Source organism: Enterobacter sp. Li2LvB3, from assembly GCF_056156645.1.
Window position 1 is genome coordinate 78,928 of sequence record NZ_JBSICG010000014.1, and the last position, 18,650, is coordinate 97,577.

The 18,650-nt window shown below is 53.3% G+C and carries 16 protein-coding genes; 7 read left to right on the plus strand and 9 right to left on the minus strand.

The window, feature by feature from the left end; genetic code table 11:
- Positions 1-39 precede the first annotated feature (39 nt).
- A complete protein-coding gene (locus tag ACS603_RS13240; protein WP_474944397.1) occupies positions 40-1,113 on the minus strand; it encodes an acyltransferase family protein in 1,074 nt (357 codons plus the stop codon).
- Between the two features lie 257 nt (positions 1,114-1,370).
- Between ACS603_RS13240 and lolC the strand changes: the two genes are divergently transcribed.
- The 5 genes from lolC to cobB are packed head-to-tail and all read left to right on the plus strand — an operon-like array spanning position 1,371 to position 6,310.
- Positions 1,371-2,570, plus strand: a complete 1,200-nt coding sequence (lolC, locus tag ACS603_RS13245) for a lipoprotein-releasing ABC transporter permease subunit LolC (protein WP_182060486.1) — start codon at positions 1,371-1,373, stop codon at positions 2,568-2,570.
- Positions 2,563-3,264, plus strand: a complete 702-nt coding sequence (gene lolD / locus ACS603_RS13250) for a lipoprotein-releasing ABC transporter ATP-binding protein LolD (protein WP_010429765.1) — start codon at positions 2,563-2,565, stop codon at positions 3,262-3,264. Before lolC ends, lolD begins: the two co-directional genes overlap by 8 nt.
- On the plus strand, positions 3,264-4,508 hold the full coding sequence (lolE, locus tag ACS603_RS13255; protein WP_474944398.1) for a lipoprotein-releasing ABC transporter permease subunit LolE: 1,245 nt from the start codon (positions 3,264-3,266) through the stop codon (positions 4,506-4,508). The genes lolD and lolE overlap by 1 nt, the downstream gene beginning before the upstream one ends.
- Before the next feature lie 54 nt (positions 4,509-4,562).
- Complete coding sequence (gene nagK / locus ACS603_RS13260; RefSeq protein ID WP_446492786.1) at positions 4,563-5,474, plus strand: N-acetylglucosamine kinase; 912 nt, start codon at positions 4,563-4,565, stop codon at positions 5,472-5,474.
- A gap of 14 nt (positions 5,475-5,488) precedes the next feature.
- Entirely contained in the window at positions 5,489-6,310 is an 822-nt protein-coding gene (gene cobB / locus ACS603_RS13265; RefSeq protein WP_182060488.1) for a Sir2 family NAD+-dependent deacetylase, read from the plus strand.
- Positions 6,311-6,369: 59 nt separating this feature from the next.
- Here cobB and ACS603_RS13270 read toward each other — a convergent pair whose 3' ends face one another.
- Positions 6,370-8,301, minus strand: a complete 1,932-nt coding sequence (locus tag ACS603_RS13270) for a methyl-accepting chemotaxis protein (RefSeq protein WP_474944399.1) — start codon at positions 8,299-8,301, stop codon at positions 6,370-6,372.
- Positions 8,302-8,539: 238 nt separating this feature from the next.
- Between ACS603_RS13270 and ACS603_RS13275 the strand changes: the two genes are divergently transcribed.
- A complete protein-coding gene (locus tag ACS603_RS13275) occupies positions 8,540-9,769 on the plus strand; it encodes an EAL and HDOD domain-containing protein (protein ID WP_315688329.1) in 1,230 nt (409 codons plus the stop codon).
- A gap of 47 nt (positions 9,770-9,816) precedes the next feature.
- Here ACS603_RS13275 and potD read toward each other — a convergent pair whose 3' ends face one another.
- The 4 genes from potD to potA are packed head-to-tail and all read right to left on the minus strand — an operon-like array spanning position 9,817 to position 13,595.
- Positions 9,817-10,851 carry a spermidine/putrescine ABC transporter substrate-binding protein PotD gene (gene potD, locus ACS603_RS13280; RefSeq protein WP_474944400.1) on the minus strand — a complete coding sequence of 345 codons (1,035 nt, stop codon included), beginning with the start codon at positions 10,849-10,851 and terminating at the stop codon, positions 9,817-9,819.
- Positions 10,848-11,639: a spermidine/putrescine ABC transporter permease PotC gene (gene potC, locus ACS603_RS13285; RefSeq protein ID WP_182060492.1), complete on the minus strand. Its 792-nt coding sequence runs from the start codon at positions 11,637-11,639 to the stop codon at positions 10,848-10,850. The genes potD and potC overlap by 4 nt, the downstream gene beginning before the upstream one ends.
- The gene (gene potB, locus ACS603_RS13290) at positions 11,636-12,493 is read right to left on the minus strand and encodes a spermidine/putrescine ABC transporter permease PotB (RefSeq protein ID WP_315688331.1); all 858 of its coding nucleotides are present in this window, start codon (positions 12,491-12,493) and stop codon (positions 11,636-11,638) included. The genes potC and potB overlap by 4 nt, the downstream gene beginning before the upstream one ends.
- Complete coding sequence (gene potA / locus ACS603_RS13295) at positions 12,477-13,595, minus strand: spermidine/putrescine ABC transporter ATP-binding protein PotA (RefSeq protein ID WP_182060552.1); 1,119 nt, start codon at positions 13,593-13,595, stop codon at positions 12,477-12,479. The genes potB and potA overlap by 17 nt, the downstream gene beginning before the upstream one ends.
- 267 nt (positions 13,596-13,862) lie before the next feature.
- Here potA and pepT point away from each other — a divergent pair, with 267 nt between their 5' ends.
- Entirely contained in the window at positions 13,863-15,086 is a 1,224-nt protein-coding gene (gene pepT, locus ACS603_RS13300; RefSeq protein WP_474944401.1) for a peptidase T, read from the plus strand.
- Between the two features lie 91 nt (positions 15,087-15,177).
- Here pepT and ACS603_RS13305 read toward each other — a convergent pair whose 3' ends face one another.
- The 3 genes from ACS603_RS13305 to phoP form a co-directional block, all read right to left on the minus strand.
- Entirely contained in the window at positions 15,178-16,299 is a 1,122-nt protein-coding gene (locus tag ACS603_RS13305) for a ribosomal protein uL16 3-hydroxylase (protein ID WP_182060554.1), read from the minus strand.
- A 91-nt stretch (positions 16,300-16,390) separates the two neighbouring features.
- Entirely contained in the window at positions 16,391-17,854 is a 1,464-nt protein-coding gene (gene phoQ, locus ACS603_RS13310) for a two-component system sensor histidine kinase PhoQ (RefSeq protein ID WP_182060555.1), read from the minus strand.
- Entirely contained in the window at positions 17,855-18,526 is a 672-nt protein-coding gene (gene phoP, locus ACS603_RS13315) for a two-component system response regulator PhoP (RefSeq protein WP_182063557.1), read from the minus strand.
- Between the last annotated feature and the right edge of the window lie 124 nt (positions 18,527-18,650).

Here is an 18,650-nt window from a genome sequence, read left to right on the forward strand (position 1 = left end):
CAGGCGGTAAACTCGCCCTGAATCAGGGCGAGTTGGACGTTAGCGGGCGGCTGACGCCAGAGAAAGACGAGCAGGTGGGGAAAAGAACAGGTCGCCAAACAGCGCGGTAGAAAGCTTGCGTGCACCAAGACCGAAAAGTGTACAGATCAACAGGCTGGCAAACGGATAGATGAGCAGCAGCGCCAGTTCCGCCCAGACAGGCCAGTACGCGCCATTCATTTCGCCAATGAGGAACAGGCTAAATGCCTCGATTAAAATGCGATGCGTGGTGTAAATGGCAATCGTGTTTGAGCCAATCACATTAAGCAAATTATTGGGATGTACAGCGTAGCGTTGTTCAACGCTATAGAAGAGTTTCATGATAAGCAGTACGGACAGCAGGGAGAGCAATAGAGGGGCATTGGCAAACCACAGCACAACAGATACCGCACCGAACGCGGCAATGGGCAGCCAGGCGCGGCGCAGTGACAGTCCTTTCATCCATGCCATGAGCTGAGCACCATACCATGCGCCCATGCTGTAGTAGACCATATTGCGCACCACACTGTTCATCCCCCACCACGGCAGCGGCAGGAAGTTTATCGCGATGCTCGCCAGCGCCAGAAGCCCCAGCACCGGCAGTTTCCAGCGGCTTAAGAGCTTACACAGCGTGAAGTAGACCACCAGGGCGTACAGATACCACAGGCTGGTGCTGGCGGTGAGCATCGCCAGAATAAACGCCGGGACCGAATCCGCGTAGGCGGCGTTGGATGAGGTGGCTAATTCGCGCTCTGGGGCCAGCCAGGCATTCAGGTGGCTGAGCGCCTGCCATTGCAGGACACCCCACAGGGCCAGCACCCAGACAATGCTCCAGATGCGCTTATCGAGGCTGGTTCGCCAGCCCACTTCATCGATATACCGGCGTATCAAATAGCCTGAAATAAAGAAAAATACCGGCATCCGAAACGGTGCGAGGTAGAGGTTAAAATAGACCCAGCATTTGGCGAGGAGGCCGGACAGAGGATGTTGTAGCCCGCTGAGATGTGGATAAAAGGTGATAACCGAGTGATAAATCACCACCAGGCAGATGCACAGCCCTTTTATCTGGTTAATCCATAATGCTTTTTGTTTCATCGGGAAACGGTACCTGTATTGCCATAAACGAACCGTTTATCCTGGGTGAAGGGGCAGGGGATGTAATCAGTAACAGTCTGTATCAGTACGTTTTTCGGAAAAGGTGGAGGGCGCAGTATCTACGTTCAGCGAGTAGCACTATGATTTATCTGATTTTTTCGGAAAAATGATTACCAAAGCTTACGGTTTCAGTCATTTACGCTTAACGGATTCGCTTATATACTCGTGGGTCTGCTATCAGCAAACAGACGGATTTCATGTACCAACCTGTCGCACTCTTCATAGGCTTACGTTACATGCGTGGGCGCGCCGCGGACCGATTCGGTCGCTTTGTCTCCTGGCTTTCCACTATTGGTATCACGCTTGGCGTGATGGCACTGGTGACGGTTCTCTCCGTGATGAATGGCTTCGAGCGCGAGCTGCAAAACAACATCCTGGGGCTGATGCCACAGGCCGTACTCTCTTCTTCAAACGGTTCCGTTAACCCGCAACAGCTGCCGGAAAGTGCCGCGAAATTGCAGGGTGTGACGCGCGTTGCGCCGCTCACAACCGGTGACGTGGTGCTGCAAAGCGCCCGCAGCGTGGCGGTTGGAGTGATGCTGGGGATCGACCCGGCACAGGACGATCCGCTCACACCGTATCTGGTTAACGTGAAACAAACCGATCTCGTGGCGGGGCAATACAACGTGATCCTTGGCGAGCAGCTTGCCGGGCAACTTGGCGTTAACCGTGGCGATCAACTGCGTGTGATGGTGCCGTCAGCCAGCCAGTTCACGCCGATGGGGCGTCTGCCAAGCCAGCGTCTGTTCAACATTATTGGTACCTTTGCCGCCAACAGCGAAGTCGATGGCTATCAGATGCTGGTGAACATTCAGGATGCATCGCGCCTGATGCGCTATCCGGCGGGTAATATCACCGGCTGGCGTCTGTGGCTTGATGCGCCGTTAAAAGTGGATGTTCTCAGCCAGCAAAAGCTGCCGGAAGGGACAAAATGGCAGGACTGGCGTGAACGCAAAGGCGAGCTGTTCCAGGCCGTGCGCATGGAAAAAAACATGATGGGGCTGCTTCTGAGCCTGATCGTGGCGGTTGCCGCGTTTAACATCATCACCTCACTTGGGCTGATGGTGATGGAAAAACAGGGCGAAGTCGCCATTCTGCAAACCCAAGGGCTAACGCCGCGTCAGATCATGGCCGTGTTTATGGTTCAGGGGGCCAGCGCCGGGATTATCGGCGCGCTGTTAGGTGCAGTGCTGGGCGCATTGCTGGCCAGTCAGCTCAATAATTTAATGCCAATTATCGGTGCACTTCTCGATGGCGCGGCGCTGCCAGTCGCTATTGAGCCGTTGCAGGTGATTGGCATTGCACTGGCCGCGATGGCCATTGCGTTGCTTTCCACGCTTTATCCTTCATGGCGCGCTGCCGCCACTCAACCCGCTGAGGCTTTACGTTATGAATAAGATCCTGTTGCAATGCGACAACCTGTCCAAACGCTATCAGGAAGGCACTGTACAGACTGATGTCCTGCACAATGTGAGCTTTAGCGTGGGTGAAGGCGAGATGATGGCGATTGTCGGCAGCTCCGGCTCCGGTAAAAGTACTTTGCTGCACCTGCTGGGCGGGCTGGATACGCCGACGGAGGGCGACGTGATTTTCTCCGGCCAGCCGATGAGTAAAATGTCTTCTGCGGCGAAAGCTGAATTGCGTAACCGAGAGCTGGGCTTTATCTACCAGTTCCACCACCTGCTGCCGGATTTCACGGCGCTGGAAAACGTGGCGATGCCGCTGCTGATTGGCAAAAAGAAACCGGCAGAAATTAACGCCCGCGCCAGCGATATGTTGAAAGCAGTGGGGCTTGGGCATCGCGGTAATCACCGTCCGTCTGAGCTGTCTGGCGGCGAGCGTCAGCGTGTGGCGATTGCCCGTGCGCTGGTGAACAACCCGCGCCTGGTGCTGGCAGATGAACCAACCGGTAACCTGGATGCGCGTAATGCAGACAGCATTTTCCAGCTACTGGGCGAACTTAACGCGTCCCAGGGAACCGCATTTCTGGTGGTGACCCACGATCTGCAACTGGCTAAACGCATGGGCCGTCAGCTTGAGATGCGCGATGGTCATCTGAACGCCGAGCTGACCCTGATGGGAGCGGAGTAATGGCTTCACCGTTATCGTTACTCATCGGTTTACGCTTTAGCCGTGGTCGCCGTCGCGGCGGCATGGTGTCGCTTATCTCGGTGATTTCCACCGTGGGGATTGCGTTGGGTGTTGCCGTGCTGATTGTGGGGCTGAGCGCCATGAACGGCTTTGAGCGCGAGCTCAACAACCGCATTCTGGCGGTGGTGCCTCACGGCGAAATCGAGCCGGTTAACCAACCCTGGACGAACTGGAGTGATGCGCTCAGTAAAGTGGAAAAAGTGCCCGGCATTGCTGCTGCTGCGCCGTATATCAACTTTACCGGGCTGGTTGAAAGCGGGGTAAACCTGCGAGCCATTCAGGTTAAAGGGGTAAACCCGCAGCAGGAAGAGCGTTTAAGCGCATTACCGAAATATGTTCAGAACGGCGCGTGGGCGAACTTTAAGCCCGGCGAGCAGCAAATCATTATGGGTAAAGGCGTGGCTGACGCGCTGAAAGTGAAGCAGGGTGACTGGGTTTCCATCATGATCCCCAATGCCAGTGCGGACCATAAATTACAGCAGCCAAAACGTGTGCGTCTGCACGTCACGGGAATTCTCCAGCTGAGCGGCCAGCTCGATCACAGCTTTGCAATGGTGCCGATGGGAGATGCGCGTCAGTATCTGGACATGGGTGACAGCGTGACGGGCATTGCCATTAAGGTCAACGACGTCTTTAACGCCAATAAGCTGGTCCGTGATGCGGGTGGGGTCACCAATAATTACGTCTACATCAAGAGCTGGATTGGCACGTACGGCTATATGTACCGTGATATTCAGATGATCCGCGCCATTATGTACCTGGCCATGGTGCTGGTGATTGGCGTAGCCTGCTTTAATATCGTGTCGACCCTGGTGATGGCCGTTAAAGACAAGAGCGGTGACATCGCCGTGCTGCGTACCCTGGGGGCGAAAGACGGTCTTATTCGCGCCATTTTTGTCTGGTATGGTTTACTGGCTGGGCTGTTTGGCAGCCTCTGCGGTGTGGTGATTGGCGTGGTGGTTTCTCTCCAGCTGACGCCGATTATTAACTTGATTGAAAAGCTTATCGGCCACCAGTTCCTGTCAGGTGATATCTATTTTATTGACTTCCTGCCGTCTGAATTGCACTGGCTGGACGTTATTTATGTGCTGGTTACAGCACTTTTACTGAGTCTGCTGGCAAGCTGGTATCCGGCGCGTCGCGCAAGCCGAATTGATCCGGCGAGGGTATTAAGTGGCCAGTAATTTCGTCATGATTTAGCGGCTATTGGGTCGCCAAATCAGAAAGAGGAATGCGTTATGTATTATGGATTTGATATTGGCGGCACCAAAATTGCGCTGGGCGTATTTGATGAAAACCTCAAATTGCAGTGGGAAACCCGCGTTCCCACGCCGCGCGAAAGCTACGATGAATTCTTAACCGCTATTGCCACGCTGGTGGCGCAAGCCGACGCGCGTTTTGGCGTGAAAGGCACGGTGGGCATTGGTATTCCGGGGATGCCCGAAACCGACGACGGCACGCTGTATGCCGCCAACGTGCCTGCGGCCAGCGGCAAACCGCTGCGTGCCGACCTTTCCGCTCTCCTTGAACGCGACGTGCGTTTAGACAACGATGCCAACTGTTTTGCCCTTTCCGAAGCCTGGGATGACGAGTTTCGACAGTATCCGCTGGTGATGGGGCTTATCCTCGGCACGGGCGTCGGCGGGGGAATCGTTGTCAACGGTAAGCCTATTACCGGGCGCAGTTACATCACCGGTGAGTTTGGCCATATTCGCCTGCCAGTGGATGCGCTGGAGGTCGTGGGGCGTGATTTTCCGCTCACCCGATGCGGATGCGGCCAGCATGGCTGCATCGAGAACTATCTCTCCGGGGGTGGGTTTGCATGGCTATACGAACACTTCTATCATCAGAAAATTGATGCCCCACACATCATTACGTTGTGGGAACAGGGTAATGAACAGGCGCGTGAACATGTTGAACGCTACCTGGATTTGCTGGCGGTGTGTCTGGGGAATATCCTGACCATCGTCGACCCCGATCTGCTGGTGATTGGCGGCGGGTTATCAAACTTTACCGCGATAACAGAACAGTTGTCAGGGCGTTTGCCCCGACATTTATTGCCCGTTGCCCGTGTGCCGCGTATTGAACGTGCGCGCCACGGGGACGCAGGAGGAATGCGCGGAGCCGCTTTCCTTCATCTCTCCGATTAGTCTACGAGGTTACTATGCTGTCGCGTCGGTTAGGTCGACTCAGCCGTTTTCGTAAAAATAAACGTCGTTTGCGTGAGCGCTTGCGCCAGCGGATCTTTTTCAGAGACAGGATGATGCCAGAAGCGATGGACAAACCCAGAGTGGTGGTACTGACCGGCGCGGGGATCTCTGCCGAGTCCGGCATTCGCACGTTTCGTGCGGCTGACGGGCTGTGGGAAGAGCATCGTGTAGAGGATGTGGCAACCCCGGAAGGCTTCGCCAGGGATCCCGATTTAGTCCAGGGGTTCTATAACGCGCGCCGTCGGCAGCTTCAGCAACCTGAGGTGGCCCCGAACGCGGCTCATCTGGCGCTGGCCCGGCTGGAAGATACGCTGGGTGACCGTTTTCTGCTGATAACCCAGAACATCGACAATCTGCACGAGCGTGCCGGTAACCGCAATATCATCCATATGCACGGCGAACTGCTGAAGGTGCGCTGCGCCTGGAGCGGACAGGTGCTCGACTGGACAGATGATGTGCAGCCCGATGACCGTTGCCATTGCTGCCAGTTCCCTTCGCGCCTGCGCCCGCATGTGGTCTGGTTCGGTGAGATGCCGCTGGGAATGGATGAAATCTATAGCGCGCTGGCCATGGCGGATGTGTTTATCGCCATCGGCACCTCAGGCCATGTCTATCCGGCGGCAGGGTTTGTTCATGAAGCCCGGTTACAGGGGGCGCATACCGTTGAGCTTAATCTGGAACCGAGTCAGGTCGGTAGCGAGTTTGAAGAGAAGCACTACGGGCTGGCAAGTCAGGTTGTACCGGATTTTGTCGATAAGCTGCTGAAAGGGCTGTAACTGCGCATGGTGTATTGGCGAGGCCGGGTGTGCGAAAAGCTACCCGGCCTTGTTTTTGGTTATGAATTAAAGAACGCCAGCGTCTTCTCCAGCGATTTGGCCTGTTCGTCCAGCGACATGGCCGCCGCAGAGATCTGCTGAACCAACGACGCATTCTGCTGGGTCGTGCTGTCCATCTGATTGACTGCTGTGCTGACCTGGCTAATGCCCCGGTTCTGCTCGTCCAGCGCCTGCACAATCTCGTTAATCACCAGATGAACATGTGAAACGGCCTCAATGATCTGTTTCATCATTCCACCGGTTTCGTTAACCAGCTCAACCCCTTTACTGACACGACCCGAAGACTCGGCAATCAGTTGTGAGATCTCTTTGGCCGCACTGGCGCTGCGCTGGGCAAGGTTACGAACTTCACCCGCTACCACGGCAAAACCGCGTCCCTGTTCGCCTGCCCGGGCTGCTTCCACGGCGGCATTCAGCGCGAGGATATTGGTCTGGAAGGCGATACCGTCCACGATGCTGTTGATCTCACCAATCTTACGTGCGCTCTCGTCGATTTCGCCGATAACCTCCACCACTTCATTCACCAGCATTTCACCGTGACCGGCAATGGTAGCCGCCTGGTCGGTGAGGCGCGTCGCCTTATGGGCATTGTCGGCGTTGTTTTTCACCGTGACAGAAATTTCCTCCATGCTGGCCGCGGTTTCCACAATGGCGGCTGCTTGTTCTTCGGTGCGGGACGCCAGGTCGAGATTACCGGCCGCAATTTCGCTGGTACCGCCATGCACAGAATGGCTGGCTTCATTGATGTTATCGACGATGCGTTTAAGCTGCATCTGCATGGTGTGCAGTGCGTAAAAAATGCTGCTGGTATCGCCTGCCCGCACAGGAATGGCGTTGTTCAAATCTCCTCGGGCAACCGCAAGGGCGATCCCTGCGGCCGCTAAAGGCTCTCCGCCAACCGGCCGATCCACTTTGCGGGTAAAGATTTGCGCCATCACCAGGCTCACCACCACGATGCTTAACACCATCAGAATAATGGCTTTCAGCAAAAACTGGCGCGCTTCGGACATCACTTCACTCACCGGCGTCACGATGGCCAGCTTCCACGGCGTCTGGCTGTTACCGATGTTAATCGTCTGCCAGGTAATAAACGCCTCTTCTTTCAGCAGCGGGTCGTCGGCGCGTGAAACCTCGCGGCCTGTCACTTTACCGGAGTAAGGTTTACCCACTGCGCCTTTATCAGGACTGGAGACCACGTTATTGCCAGCCGAAAGGAGCAGGGCGTAGCCTGTGCCGTTCCAGGGTTTAATGGCCCCAATCATTTTTTGCAGCGTGGCGAGCGAGAAATCAGACGTCACCGACCCCAGAAACTGCCCATTGTGCATGACAGGTGCCGCAATCGAGGTGAGCATCACATCCACGCCGTTATAGGGGTAGATATAGGGCTCGATGATGACATCCTTCTGGCGCTGCTTTGGCAGCAGATAGTAGTCGCCGCTGCCCGGCGTTTCGAAGTCGGTCAACAGGTGTAAAGCCGGTTGACCTGTGGCATCTCGGTCGACGTAACGAGCGTAGCGGCCTGCCGCATCCTCACCGCTCTGACCGGCAAAGCTGGCATCTTTGTCGTCAAAAGCGTTGGGTTCAAAAGCCATCGACATAGACAGAAAATTGGGGTGAGCCGCAAGATAATGAACCAGCAACTGGTTCAGCCCCTGGCGCTCGGGGATCCCCGCGTCACGCAGCGCCAGCGCGCTGTTGCCAATATCATGGGCGGCAGCAAGCGCGGAATCCATCTGCTTGCTGACCTGTAACGACTGAACCTGGGCAATTTGCTGGACGTGTTTTTTAGCCAGCTGTTCCTGCTGATCCATCCATTGCCACATCATAAAACCAATCGTTGCCGTAAAACCCACCGTCACGGTGACGAAAATAGATAACAGCATCAACGTCTTGACTCTTATTCTTTGCTTCTGGACCATGGCGTTTTTCATTCTCTTCTCCCGTAAAGTTGTACCTGGCAGGCAGGCACAGATCATTTATCGGATATATCGCCATTTTTCTGTATAGCGGAGAGTTTATTTAATTTAAATTTTACAAATCATAAAACCCTTGGGTTAGTATGGTTGATATTAATTTGTGCAATAAATCAAAATAGCGCTCGATAATGGTCGATCTACTCGTGTAGAAAGAGGATGCTTATAACAATAAGGCCGATAAGGAGGGCGGTATATGTACGCATTTATCGCAAGACAACCCATTTTTAATACGGACATGAATACCATTGCGTATGAATTGTTGTTCAGAGATGGGATGAATAACTGCTTCCCAGATGTGTCGGCGGAATATGCCACATCCCGGATGATTTCTGACCAATTTTTATGTGTTCCGTCCCAGCGGATCGCAGGAGCATTGACGTCGTTTATTAATTTCCCGTCACACATGGTCATTAATCGCAGCGGGGAAGCGCTGGATAAAAATAACGTGGTCATTGAGATCCTTGAAGACGCCATACCCGGAGAGGAACTTCTTCAGGCAGTCAAAGAGATGAATGCTAATGGTTATCGTTTTGCGCTGGATGATTTTACTCTGGCGGCGGAATGGGATGCTTTTTTACCCTATATTTCGATACTGAAATTTGATGTAAGGAATAATACCTTAGCGCAAATTGAAAATTATTTGCAACAACGTAAAAACCTGACCGGACATATTAAGTATCTTGCTGAAAAAGTTGAGACTAAAGAGGAATTCGAAAAATATCGTGAGGCAGGATTTTCGCTTTTTCAGGGATACTTTTTTTGCCGCCCGGAGATCATTAAATATAAACGCTTATCGCAAAACCAGCTGGCGATTTTCCGGCTTCAGGCGGAAGTGGGACGCAATAAACCCGATTTCAGGATAATTGAGTCGTTGATTAAAACTGACCTCACGTTGTCCTATAAGATCATGCGGTATATGAAACACACGGCATTTAAATATGCGGGTGCCTGTAATTTCAGCAAGTTAACCCTGAGCGAAGTGCTCATGTATCTGGGTGAAAACCAGCTCAAACGGTTTGTGGCGGTCGTGGTGCTGGCCAGTGCAGGCACTGACACCGTCAACGAACTTTACCCTCTGAGCATGATGCGGGGCAAATTCTGCGAGCTGGTGTCAGCGAAAATGGATGAGCCGCTGCTGGCAGAAAATGCGTTTATCTGCGGCCTGTTCTCGTTACTCGATACCATCCTTGAGTTGCCGATGACGGAGCTGATGAAGCAAATTGCGGTGCCGCAAAGTGTGAGCAATGCGCTGTGTCATCAGGAAGGCGTGTTGGCCGAAATGGTATCGCTTTGTCGTTTGTACGAACAGCAGAAGTGGAGTGATGCGGCCAAAATGTGCAATGCGCTGGGGCTGTCAGAGGAAGAGGTTATCGAGGCCATGCGAATGGCAACGCTCTGGGCCGGGGAGAATGCTGTTAATTAATTCTTCCTCACTCCGTGCAGACGGAGTGCGGAAGAACGTGACGCCGATTAGCGGCCAGCTTTTAGCTTCTGGTAATAGTCTTCGTAAAGGCGGCTCGCGTCGCCAACATCATTCTGCCATTCGCCTTTACTGATTGTGTCGGCATCCGGATACAGGGACTTATCGTTTGCGACTTCCGGGCTTAGCAGTTTACGCGCGGCCAGGTTTGGCGTGGGATAACCGATGGTTTCGGCAACCTGTTTTGCCACGTCCGGGCGCAGCAGGAAGTTGATAAGCTTAAGTGCACCCTCAACGTTTTTGGCGTTAGACGGAATAGAGAGGCTGTCCATCCAGAAGATCCCGCCCTCTTTTGGCCAGACCACTGTCAGCGGCGTACCGGCCTGACGCGCAACCCAGGCGGAGCCATTCCAGACCATCCCGAGGTTCACTTCACCTTCCATATACGGGTTAGCCGGGTTATCTGAGTTGAACGCCGCCACATTTGGCATCAGTTTTTTCAGCTCGTTATAGGCAGCTTCAATCTCTTTCGGATCGGTGGTGTTACCGGAATACCCCAGCTTACGCAGTGCTATCTGGAACACTTCGCGCGCATCGTCGGTCAACAGCAGGCTGCTTTTATACTCAGGCTTCCACAGATCTGCCCAACTGGTGACGGTTTTCGGGTCAATGGCGTCACTGTTGATCCCAATGGCCGTTGCACCCCAGATATACGGAATGGAGTAGTCATTATTCGGGTCGAACGGCTTGTTAAGCATCTGTGGATCAAGATTATTGAAGTGGGACAACTTCGTTTTATCGATCTTCTGGATCATGCCCTCTTTGCGCATTTTGTCGACGAAATAGGTCGATGGAACCACCAGGTCGTATGCGCCATCTTTGTACGTTTTGAGCTTGGCGTACATGGTTTCATTCGACTCATAGGTGGAATAGATAACCTTGATGCCGGTCTCTTTGGTGAACTGTTCCAGTAGACCAGGCGGCACGTACTCGGTCCAGTTGTAGAAATAGAGTGTCTTGCTGTCATCAGCGTGCGCCGTGCTCATACCCAGCACCAGCGCCGCAGCGGCAAACATTTTTTTCATTTCGATGTCCCCAGAGATTTTGTTTTATCACGCGCAACAAGCTGGCTGGCAATAACCATAACCAGCGATAACACCAACAGAATAGTCGCCAGCGCGTTCACCTCAGGCGAAACGCCAACTTTCACCATCGAGTAAATCTTCAACGGCAGAATTTCATAGCCAGGCCCGGTCACGAAAGAGGAGACCACAACGTCATCCATCGACAAGGTAAAGCTCAGCAGCCACCCGGCGGCAACGGCAGGCATTGCCAGCGGTAGTATGATTTTGCGCAGGATAGTCATCTCGCTGGCACCCAGATCCTTCGCCGCTTCAAGCATCCTGACATCAAACCCTTTCAGACGCGAGTAGACGGTGACCACCACAAACGGCAGGCAGAAGGTGATATGGGAAAACAGCAACGACCAGAAGCCAAGCTGTATGCCCAGCAGCATAAACAGCACCAGCAGTGAAATCGCCATCACGATATCTGGCGACATCATCACCACAAACAGCATCCCACTGACGAACGGCTTTCCGCGAAAACGATAGCGATAAAGCGCCACGGCAGTCAGGGAGCCAATAAGTGTGGCAAAGGTTGCGGAGAAGATAGCCATCGTCAGAGAGTGCTGAGCCGCCTGTAACAGGCTGTCGTTGTTCATCAACAGGCTGTACCAGTTGGTCGTGAAGCCTTGCCAGTTGATCCCGAAACGCGAGCTGTTAAACGAGTTCACGATCAAAATGATAATCGGGATATATAAGTAGGCATAAATGGCGGTCATAAAACCGCCGCGAAGCAGTCGACCGATCATTCGAGTTCCACCTTCTTGTTCAGTAAACGTGCGGCGCGCCAGTACACCAGCAGCATCAGGCCCATTACCAGTGTCAGGGTAATGCTGGTGGCAGAGCCGAACGGCCAGTCACGGATGTTAAGGAACTGACTCTTAATGACGTTACCAATGAGCAGGTTTTTCGCCCCGCCCATCAGGTCGGAAACGTAGAACAGCCCCATGGCAGGTAGCATCACCAGCAGACATCCGGCAATAATCCCCGGCATGGTCAGTGGAAGAATGATGCGGATAAAGGTTTGCAGCCTGTTCGCCCCCAGATCCTTCGCGGCTTCCAGCAGCGGCTTGTCGAGCTTTTCAATGCTTGAGTAGAGCGGCATTACCATAAACGGCAGCAATATGTACACCAGACCAATGATCACCGCCCCTGGCGTAAACATGATACGCACAGGCGTATCGATCACTCCAAGCCAGAGCAGAAATTCATTCATGTACCCTTTGGTACTGAGGAATAACTTCAGCCCGTAAATACGGATTAATGAGTTGGTCCAGAAGGGAACAATCAGTAAAAACAGCAACAGGGGACGCACTTTCTGCGGCAGTCGCGCCAGAAACCACGCAAAGGGATAGCCCAATACCAGACAGGCGACGGTCGCTATCAGCGCCATATTGAGCGAATGCAGCAGCACCTCAAAATAGAGCGGGTCGAGCAGGCGTGAGTAGTTGTCCAGCGTAAAGACCAGCGTAACGAAATTGGCATCATCACGGGTTAAGAAGCTGGTCGCAATGATCATCAGGTTGGGTAAAAAGACAAACAACACAAGCCAACCGACGATAGTGGCAATCACCACATTCTGGAATTTACTTGTGTTCTTCATCAGCCAGTACAACCTCCCAGCTTTCTACCCAGTTAATAACCATTTTCTGATTGAGGGAGTGGTCAAAGTCAGGGTCGTCCTCGTTAAAGAATTCGCTGACCATCACCATTTTGCCATTTTCCAGCTCAACCACGGACTCCAGGGTCATCCCTTTGTAGTTCCGTTCCCGGATATATCCGATAAGCCCCTCGGCATCCGCCTGATGGTGGATCTCATCGACGCGCAAGTCTTCTGGGCGCAGCAGCACATTCAGTTTTTGCCCCGGCTGAACATCAAAGTTCACGTAGATATTGCATTCGCGGCCTTCAACATTTGCCCGCACCCGCTGTTCGTCCAGGCGCTCAATCACCATTGCGTTGAAGATATTGATCTCGCCGATGAAGCTTGCCACAAACAGGTTTTTGGGCTCTTCGTAGATTTCGCGGGGCGTGCCGTCTTGCTCAATTTTGCCGTCACGCATTACCACAATGCGGTCTGACATGGTGAGCGCTTCTTCCTGATCGTGGGTCACGAAGACAAACGTAATGCCAAGCTTACGTTGCAGTGCTTTCAGCTCATTTTGCATCTGTTTGCGCAGTTTATAATCCAGCGCCGAGAGGGATTCATCCAGCAGCAGCAGGCGCGGCTTGTTGACCACGGCGCGCGCAATGGCGACACGCTGCTGTTGGCCACCAGAAAGCTGATGCGGTTTACGCTGGGCAAACTCTTCCAGCTGCACCATTTTCAGCGCGTCGGTTACGCGGGGTGGGATCTCGTTTGCCGGCGTTTTTTGCATCCGCAGGCCAAACGCCACGTTCTCAAACACGGTCATGTGCGGGAACAGGGCATAGCTCTGAAAGACGGTATTGACGTGACGTTCTTCGGCAGGAACCTGGGTTATATTGAGGTTCTCAAGGTGGATGTGGCCGTTATCGACATTTTCCAGCCCGGCGATAAGGCGCAATACGGTTGTTTTGCCGCAGCCTGAAGGGCCAAGCAGCGTAAGAAACTCACCGTCATTGATGGTCAGATTGAGATCGGAAATCACCTCTTTACCATCAAAGCTTTTACGAATTCGTTCCAGTTGCACCAGCGGCGAAAGGGAACGGGGTTGTGTATTCAATTTTTGCGCTGTCCCATATAGACGCTCCGGGTGGCATTCCGAAGCGGGGTTTGTGTGTAACCACCTTGGTGACTCTTAATGAGGGCGGACATTTTACGGCAAACCACTGTAATCGCCAATCCTTGTCACTGATTCATAAGCTACATTTATTATCGCACCTCAGCATAAACGGAAAAAATTCTCGTTTGCGGGATAAAAGTGACCTGACGCAATATTTGCGTTTTGATGCTTATTGATAATGTTGTCACAAAAAGTGAGGGTGACTGCATGGATAAATTACTTGAGCGTTTTTTACAGTACGTTTCGCTGGATACCCAATCTAAACCGGGTGTCCGACAGGTGCCGAGCACCGAAGGCCAGTGGAAGTTATTAAACCTTCTGAAAGGGCAACTCGAGGAGTTGGGGCTGGTCAACGTCACACTCAGCGATAAAGGCACTGTGATGGGGACGCTGCCTGCGAATGTCGACGCAGATATCCCGGCCATCGGCTTTATTTCCCATGTCGATACCTCACCGGATTTTAGCGGTAAGCATGTTAACCCGCAGATTGTCGAAAACTACCGCGGCGGTGATATTGCGCTGGGCAATGGTGACGAAGTGCTCTCTCCGGTGATGTTCCCGGTATTGCATCAGCTGCTGGGGCAAACGCTGATCACCACCGACGGTAAAACCCTGCTGGGTGCGGATGACAAAGCCGGTGTTGCCGAGATAATGACGGCGCTGGCGGTACTGAAAGGCAAAAATATCCCGCACGGCGATATCCGCGTGGCATTCACGCCAGATGAAGAGGTCGGTAAGGGCGCGAAGCATTTTGATGTTGAAGCCTTTAACGCGCAATGGGCCTATACCGTTGACGGCGGCGGCGTTGGCGAACTGGAGTATGAAAACTTCAATGCGGCGTCGGTCACCATTAAAATTGTGGGCAACAACGTACATCCAGGTTCGGCAAAAGGGGTGATGGTGAATGCGTTGTCGCTGGCGGCACGCATTCATGCAGAAGTCCCGGCAGAAGAGAGCCCGGAACTGACCGAAGGGTATGAGGGGTTCTACCACCTGACCAATATCAAAGGCACCGTGGACAGCGCGCAGATGCACTACATTGTCCGCGATTTCGACCGCAAAGCCTTTGAAGCCCGCAAGCGCAAGATGATGGAAATCGCCAAAAAGGTGGGCAAGGGGCTGCATCCTGATTGCTATATTGAGCTGATCATCGAAGACAGCTATTACAATATGCGCGAGAAGGTGATGGAACATCCGCATATCCTTGATATCGCCCAGCAGGCGATGCGGGACTGCGATATTGAACCCCTGTTGAAACCGATTCGCGGCGGCACCGACGGCTCGCAGCTTTCGTTCATGGGGCTGCCGTGCCCGAACCTGTTTACCGGCGGGTATAACTACCACGGCAAACACGAATTCGTGACGCTGGAAGGCATGGAGAAAGCGGTGAAAGTGATCGTGCGGATCGCGGAGTTAACGGCGAAACGGTAGCCACGTTAAGCCGGGTGGCGGCTGCGCCTTACCCGGCCTACGTTCAAATTTTAGGCCCGGTAAGCGCGGCGCCACCGGGCGTTAAGACGACTCAGTCCTCAAAGAACCAATACCCGCTGTTCACCAGCGCGGCCAGCATCGCGAGAAATGACGGGTCTTCCAGCGCATCACCAAAGGTATCGGCAGTCAGCACCATATTGTTGGCGATGGATCCCAGCGCCGGGCGGTGCGGAGAATCCAGCTTCTCGCCGTTAACGAAAACATCTTCGCCAATGCGCAGCACGCGTAATCCACCCAGACGAACCAGCTTATCGCCCTGTTGCAGCGCATCATAAATTTCGTCGGCCTGGTATGGCGGCTCCGGCGGAGCAACGTCCAGCTCGTGACGGGACTGGCTGACAAACTCACCAAACCACTGTCTGAAATGTTCAGGTTCGTTAATCAAATCCAGCATCATCCCGCGCAACTTATCCAGCTCCTGCGGCAGGATATCGGCCGGATGCTCACGTGCCGGTACATCCGGGTCGCTGTAACGATAGCTGCCCAGCTCACGCTGCAACACGTAGTCGGCAAAACCGCTGATCATTTCCCGACCGCTTGGCGCGCGGAAACCAACGGAGTAGTTCAGGGAGTTTTCCAGCGAGTAACCTTCATGCGGGAATCCAGGTGGAATATAGAGAATGTCGCCAGGCTCCAGCTCCTCGTCGATAATCCCTTCAAACGGGTCCACCTGGAGCAGGTCAGGATGCGGGCAGTGCTGTTTCATTGGCACTTTCTCACCCACGCGCCAGCGGCGGCGGCCAGTACCCTGAATGATAAACACGTCGTATTGATCCAGATGCGGGCCAACGCCACCGCCGGGCACGGAGAAGGAGATCATCAGATCGTCCATTCGCCAGTCGGGCAGGGCGCGGAACGGACGCATTAACGCTGCGGTAGGTTCATGCCAGTTGTTGACCGCCTGAACCAGTAAAGACCAGTTGTTTTCACCCAGGTGATCGTAGCTTTCGAATGGACCGTGGCTGACTTGCCATTTCCCGTCCTGGTGGCTTACCAGGCGGCTGTCCACTTCGTTTTCCATTGCCAGACCGGCCAGCTCATCAGGCGAGATGGGGTCGACGAAATTGCTGAACCCGCGCTTCAGAACGACCGGGCGTTTTTGCCAGTAGCGTTCAATAAATTCGGGCCAGTTAAGTGTTAAGTGATATTCCATATTTTTTTATTCCGCAGGCTCTTACTGAAACGGATTATAACGGAAGCAGCAGAGACTGGGTGCGAGATCCTCGCATTTTTCACATAATGGATTAACTATCGTTCGATGTGGGTTGTTGACGACCAAAAATAGCTTCCATTCGTGCGCCACCCAGCAAGCTTTCGCCAGTTTCAATCTTGCCATCGTATTGATCAACAATCTCCAGCGCGACAGATAAACCAACGCCCTGGCCCGGGCGCAGCGTGTCGGCTCGTTGCCCGCGGTCAAAAACGACATCGCGTTTATTGCGCGGAATTCCCGGGCCGTCATCCTCAACAATAATATGCAGCTCGTTTTCTGTCTGTCGGGCAGACACCTCCACAAACTCCAGGCAATATTTGCACGCGTTATCGAGCAGATTCCCCATCACTTCCATAAAATCATTTTTCTCACCCACAAAGCTGATTTCCGGGGAGATATCGAGGCTGATATTTACCCCTTTGCGTTGATAAACTTTATTCAGCGCGGAAGTGAGGTTATCCAGCAGAGGAGCAACCGGATGCAATTCACGGCTTAACAATGCACTACCCGAACGCATACTGGCGCGATGCAGGTAATAGCCTATTTGCTGCGAAATACGACTGATCTGCTCAAGCATCACCGGCTCGGCATCATCGACGCTGAGCTTCGCGCTGCGCATTGAGCGTAACGTGCTTTGCATCACCGCAAGCGGTGTTTTCAGGCTGTGTGTCAGGTCGGTGAGGGTGGTGCGGTATTTATCGTAGCGTTCGCGCTCGCTTTTGAGCAGGCGGTTAAGGTTACGTACCAGGCTCGTCAGTTCGCGGGTGGTGTCCGGGTTGAGCTTCTCACGGTGATGCTCTTCCAGTTCGCGCACCTCTTTCGCCAGCGACTCTATAGGGCGCAGGCTCCACCAGGCGGCCAGCCAAAGCAGAGGGATGACCAGCAACAGGTTGGCTGCCAGAACGTAAATGAACCAGCTCCACACCTTATAGGAACGTTTTAGTTCAACCGGAATAGTGTCGATCACCACGATGGTCAACTGCGGCATGTGCGTTGTCGCAGGATAAAGGTTAATGGCGACGGAGTGCGTCATCTCCGTTTCGTTATCATCTGCACGGATCTCATCCAGTCGCTGCTGGAGGGAGAGATCGTTACGGATCAAGGTGCTGGAGGCGTTAAGATCGGCTTCTATTTCATGAAAACCGTTAGTTTTGAGCCACTCCGGGCGGATGCGCTGGACAAGCCAGGGAACATCACGCTGCGCCCACAGCAATTTCCCCTTTTCATTGTAAATCAATGCCATGGTAGGGCTTTGCTGATTCAGGTTCTCCGGCATGTCCACGCTGATATGGTCATCTTCCCACTTTGCCAGGGTGTAAAACAGGTTACTTTCACCGCGCAGCAGGCGAAATGTGGTTTTATCAAAACTAACGCTATACCCGACCAGGGCGACCATGCCATAAGACAAGGAGAGCACCAGCACAACGGCTGCGGTCGCCAGCAGAAAACGAACCCGCAGCGAGAGAGGTAAAATATGGCGGAGTATCCTTTTCATTTAGCGTAATTCGAACAGATAACCCTGGCCACGAACGGTGGTTATCACATCCTGGGGATACTGAGCCTGGATTTTTTTACGTAAACGTCCCATCAGCACATCAATGGTGTGGCTCTCGCGCAGTTCGGCATCTGGGTAAAGCTGGAGCATCAGCGAATCTTTGCTCACCACTTTGCCGCTATTGCGGATAAGCGTTTCCATGATGGTGTATTCGAATGCAGTGAGTTTGATGACTTCGTCGTCAATGGAGAATTCACGGCGGGAGAGATCAACCTGGAAGGGAGGAATAGAGATAACCTGCGATGCCAGCCCACTGTTACGACGCAACAGTGCCTGCATCCGCGCGGCCACTTCTTCAATATGGAACGGCTTGGTCACGTAGTCATCTGCGCCAGCACTGAGCACTTCGACTTTATCCTGCCAGCCTTCGCGGGCGGTCAGCACCAGAACCGGCAATGAAACGTCATGACTGCGCCAGCGACGAATCAGCGACAGACCGTCTTCATCCGGCAATCCTAAATCGACGATGGCAATATCAGGCAAGTGTTCATTGAGATAATAATCGGCTTCTTTTGCATCTTCGGCATCATCCACCTGATGTCCCATCTCCTGAAGTTGTACTTTCAGGTGATGGCGTAGCAATGCATTATCTTCAACAACCAATACGCGCATCATCTCTTCTCCCTAAATTAATGGTATGAATAGTTTAACGCCGATTATGTTGTCGTGGGGATAAACATTTATTAAACCGGGGAAAAGCAACCCTCTTTCCGGGCGGAAAGAGGGTAGAAGGAGG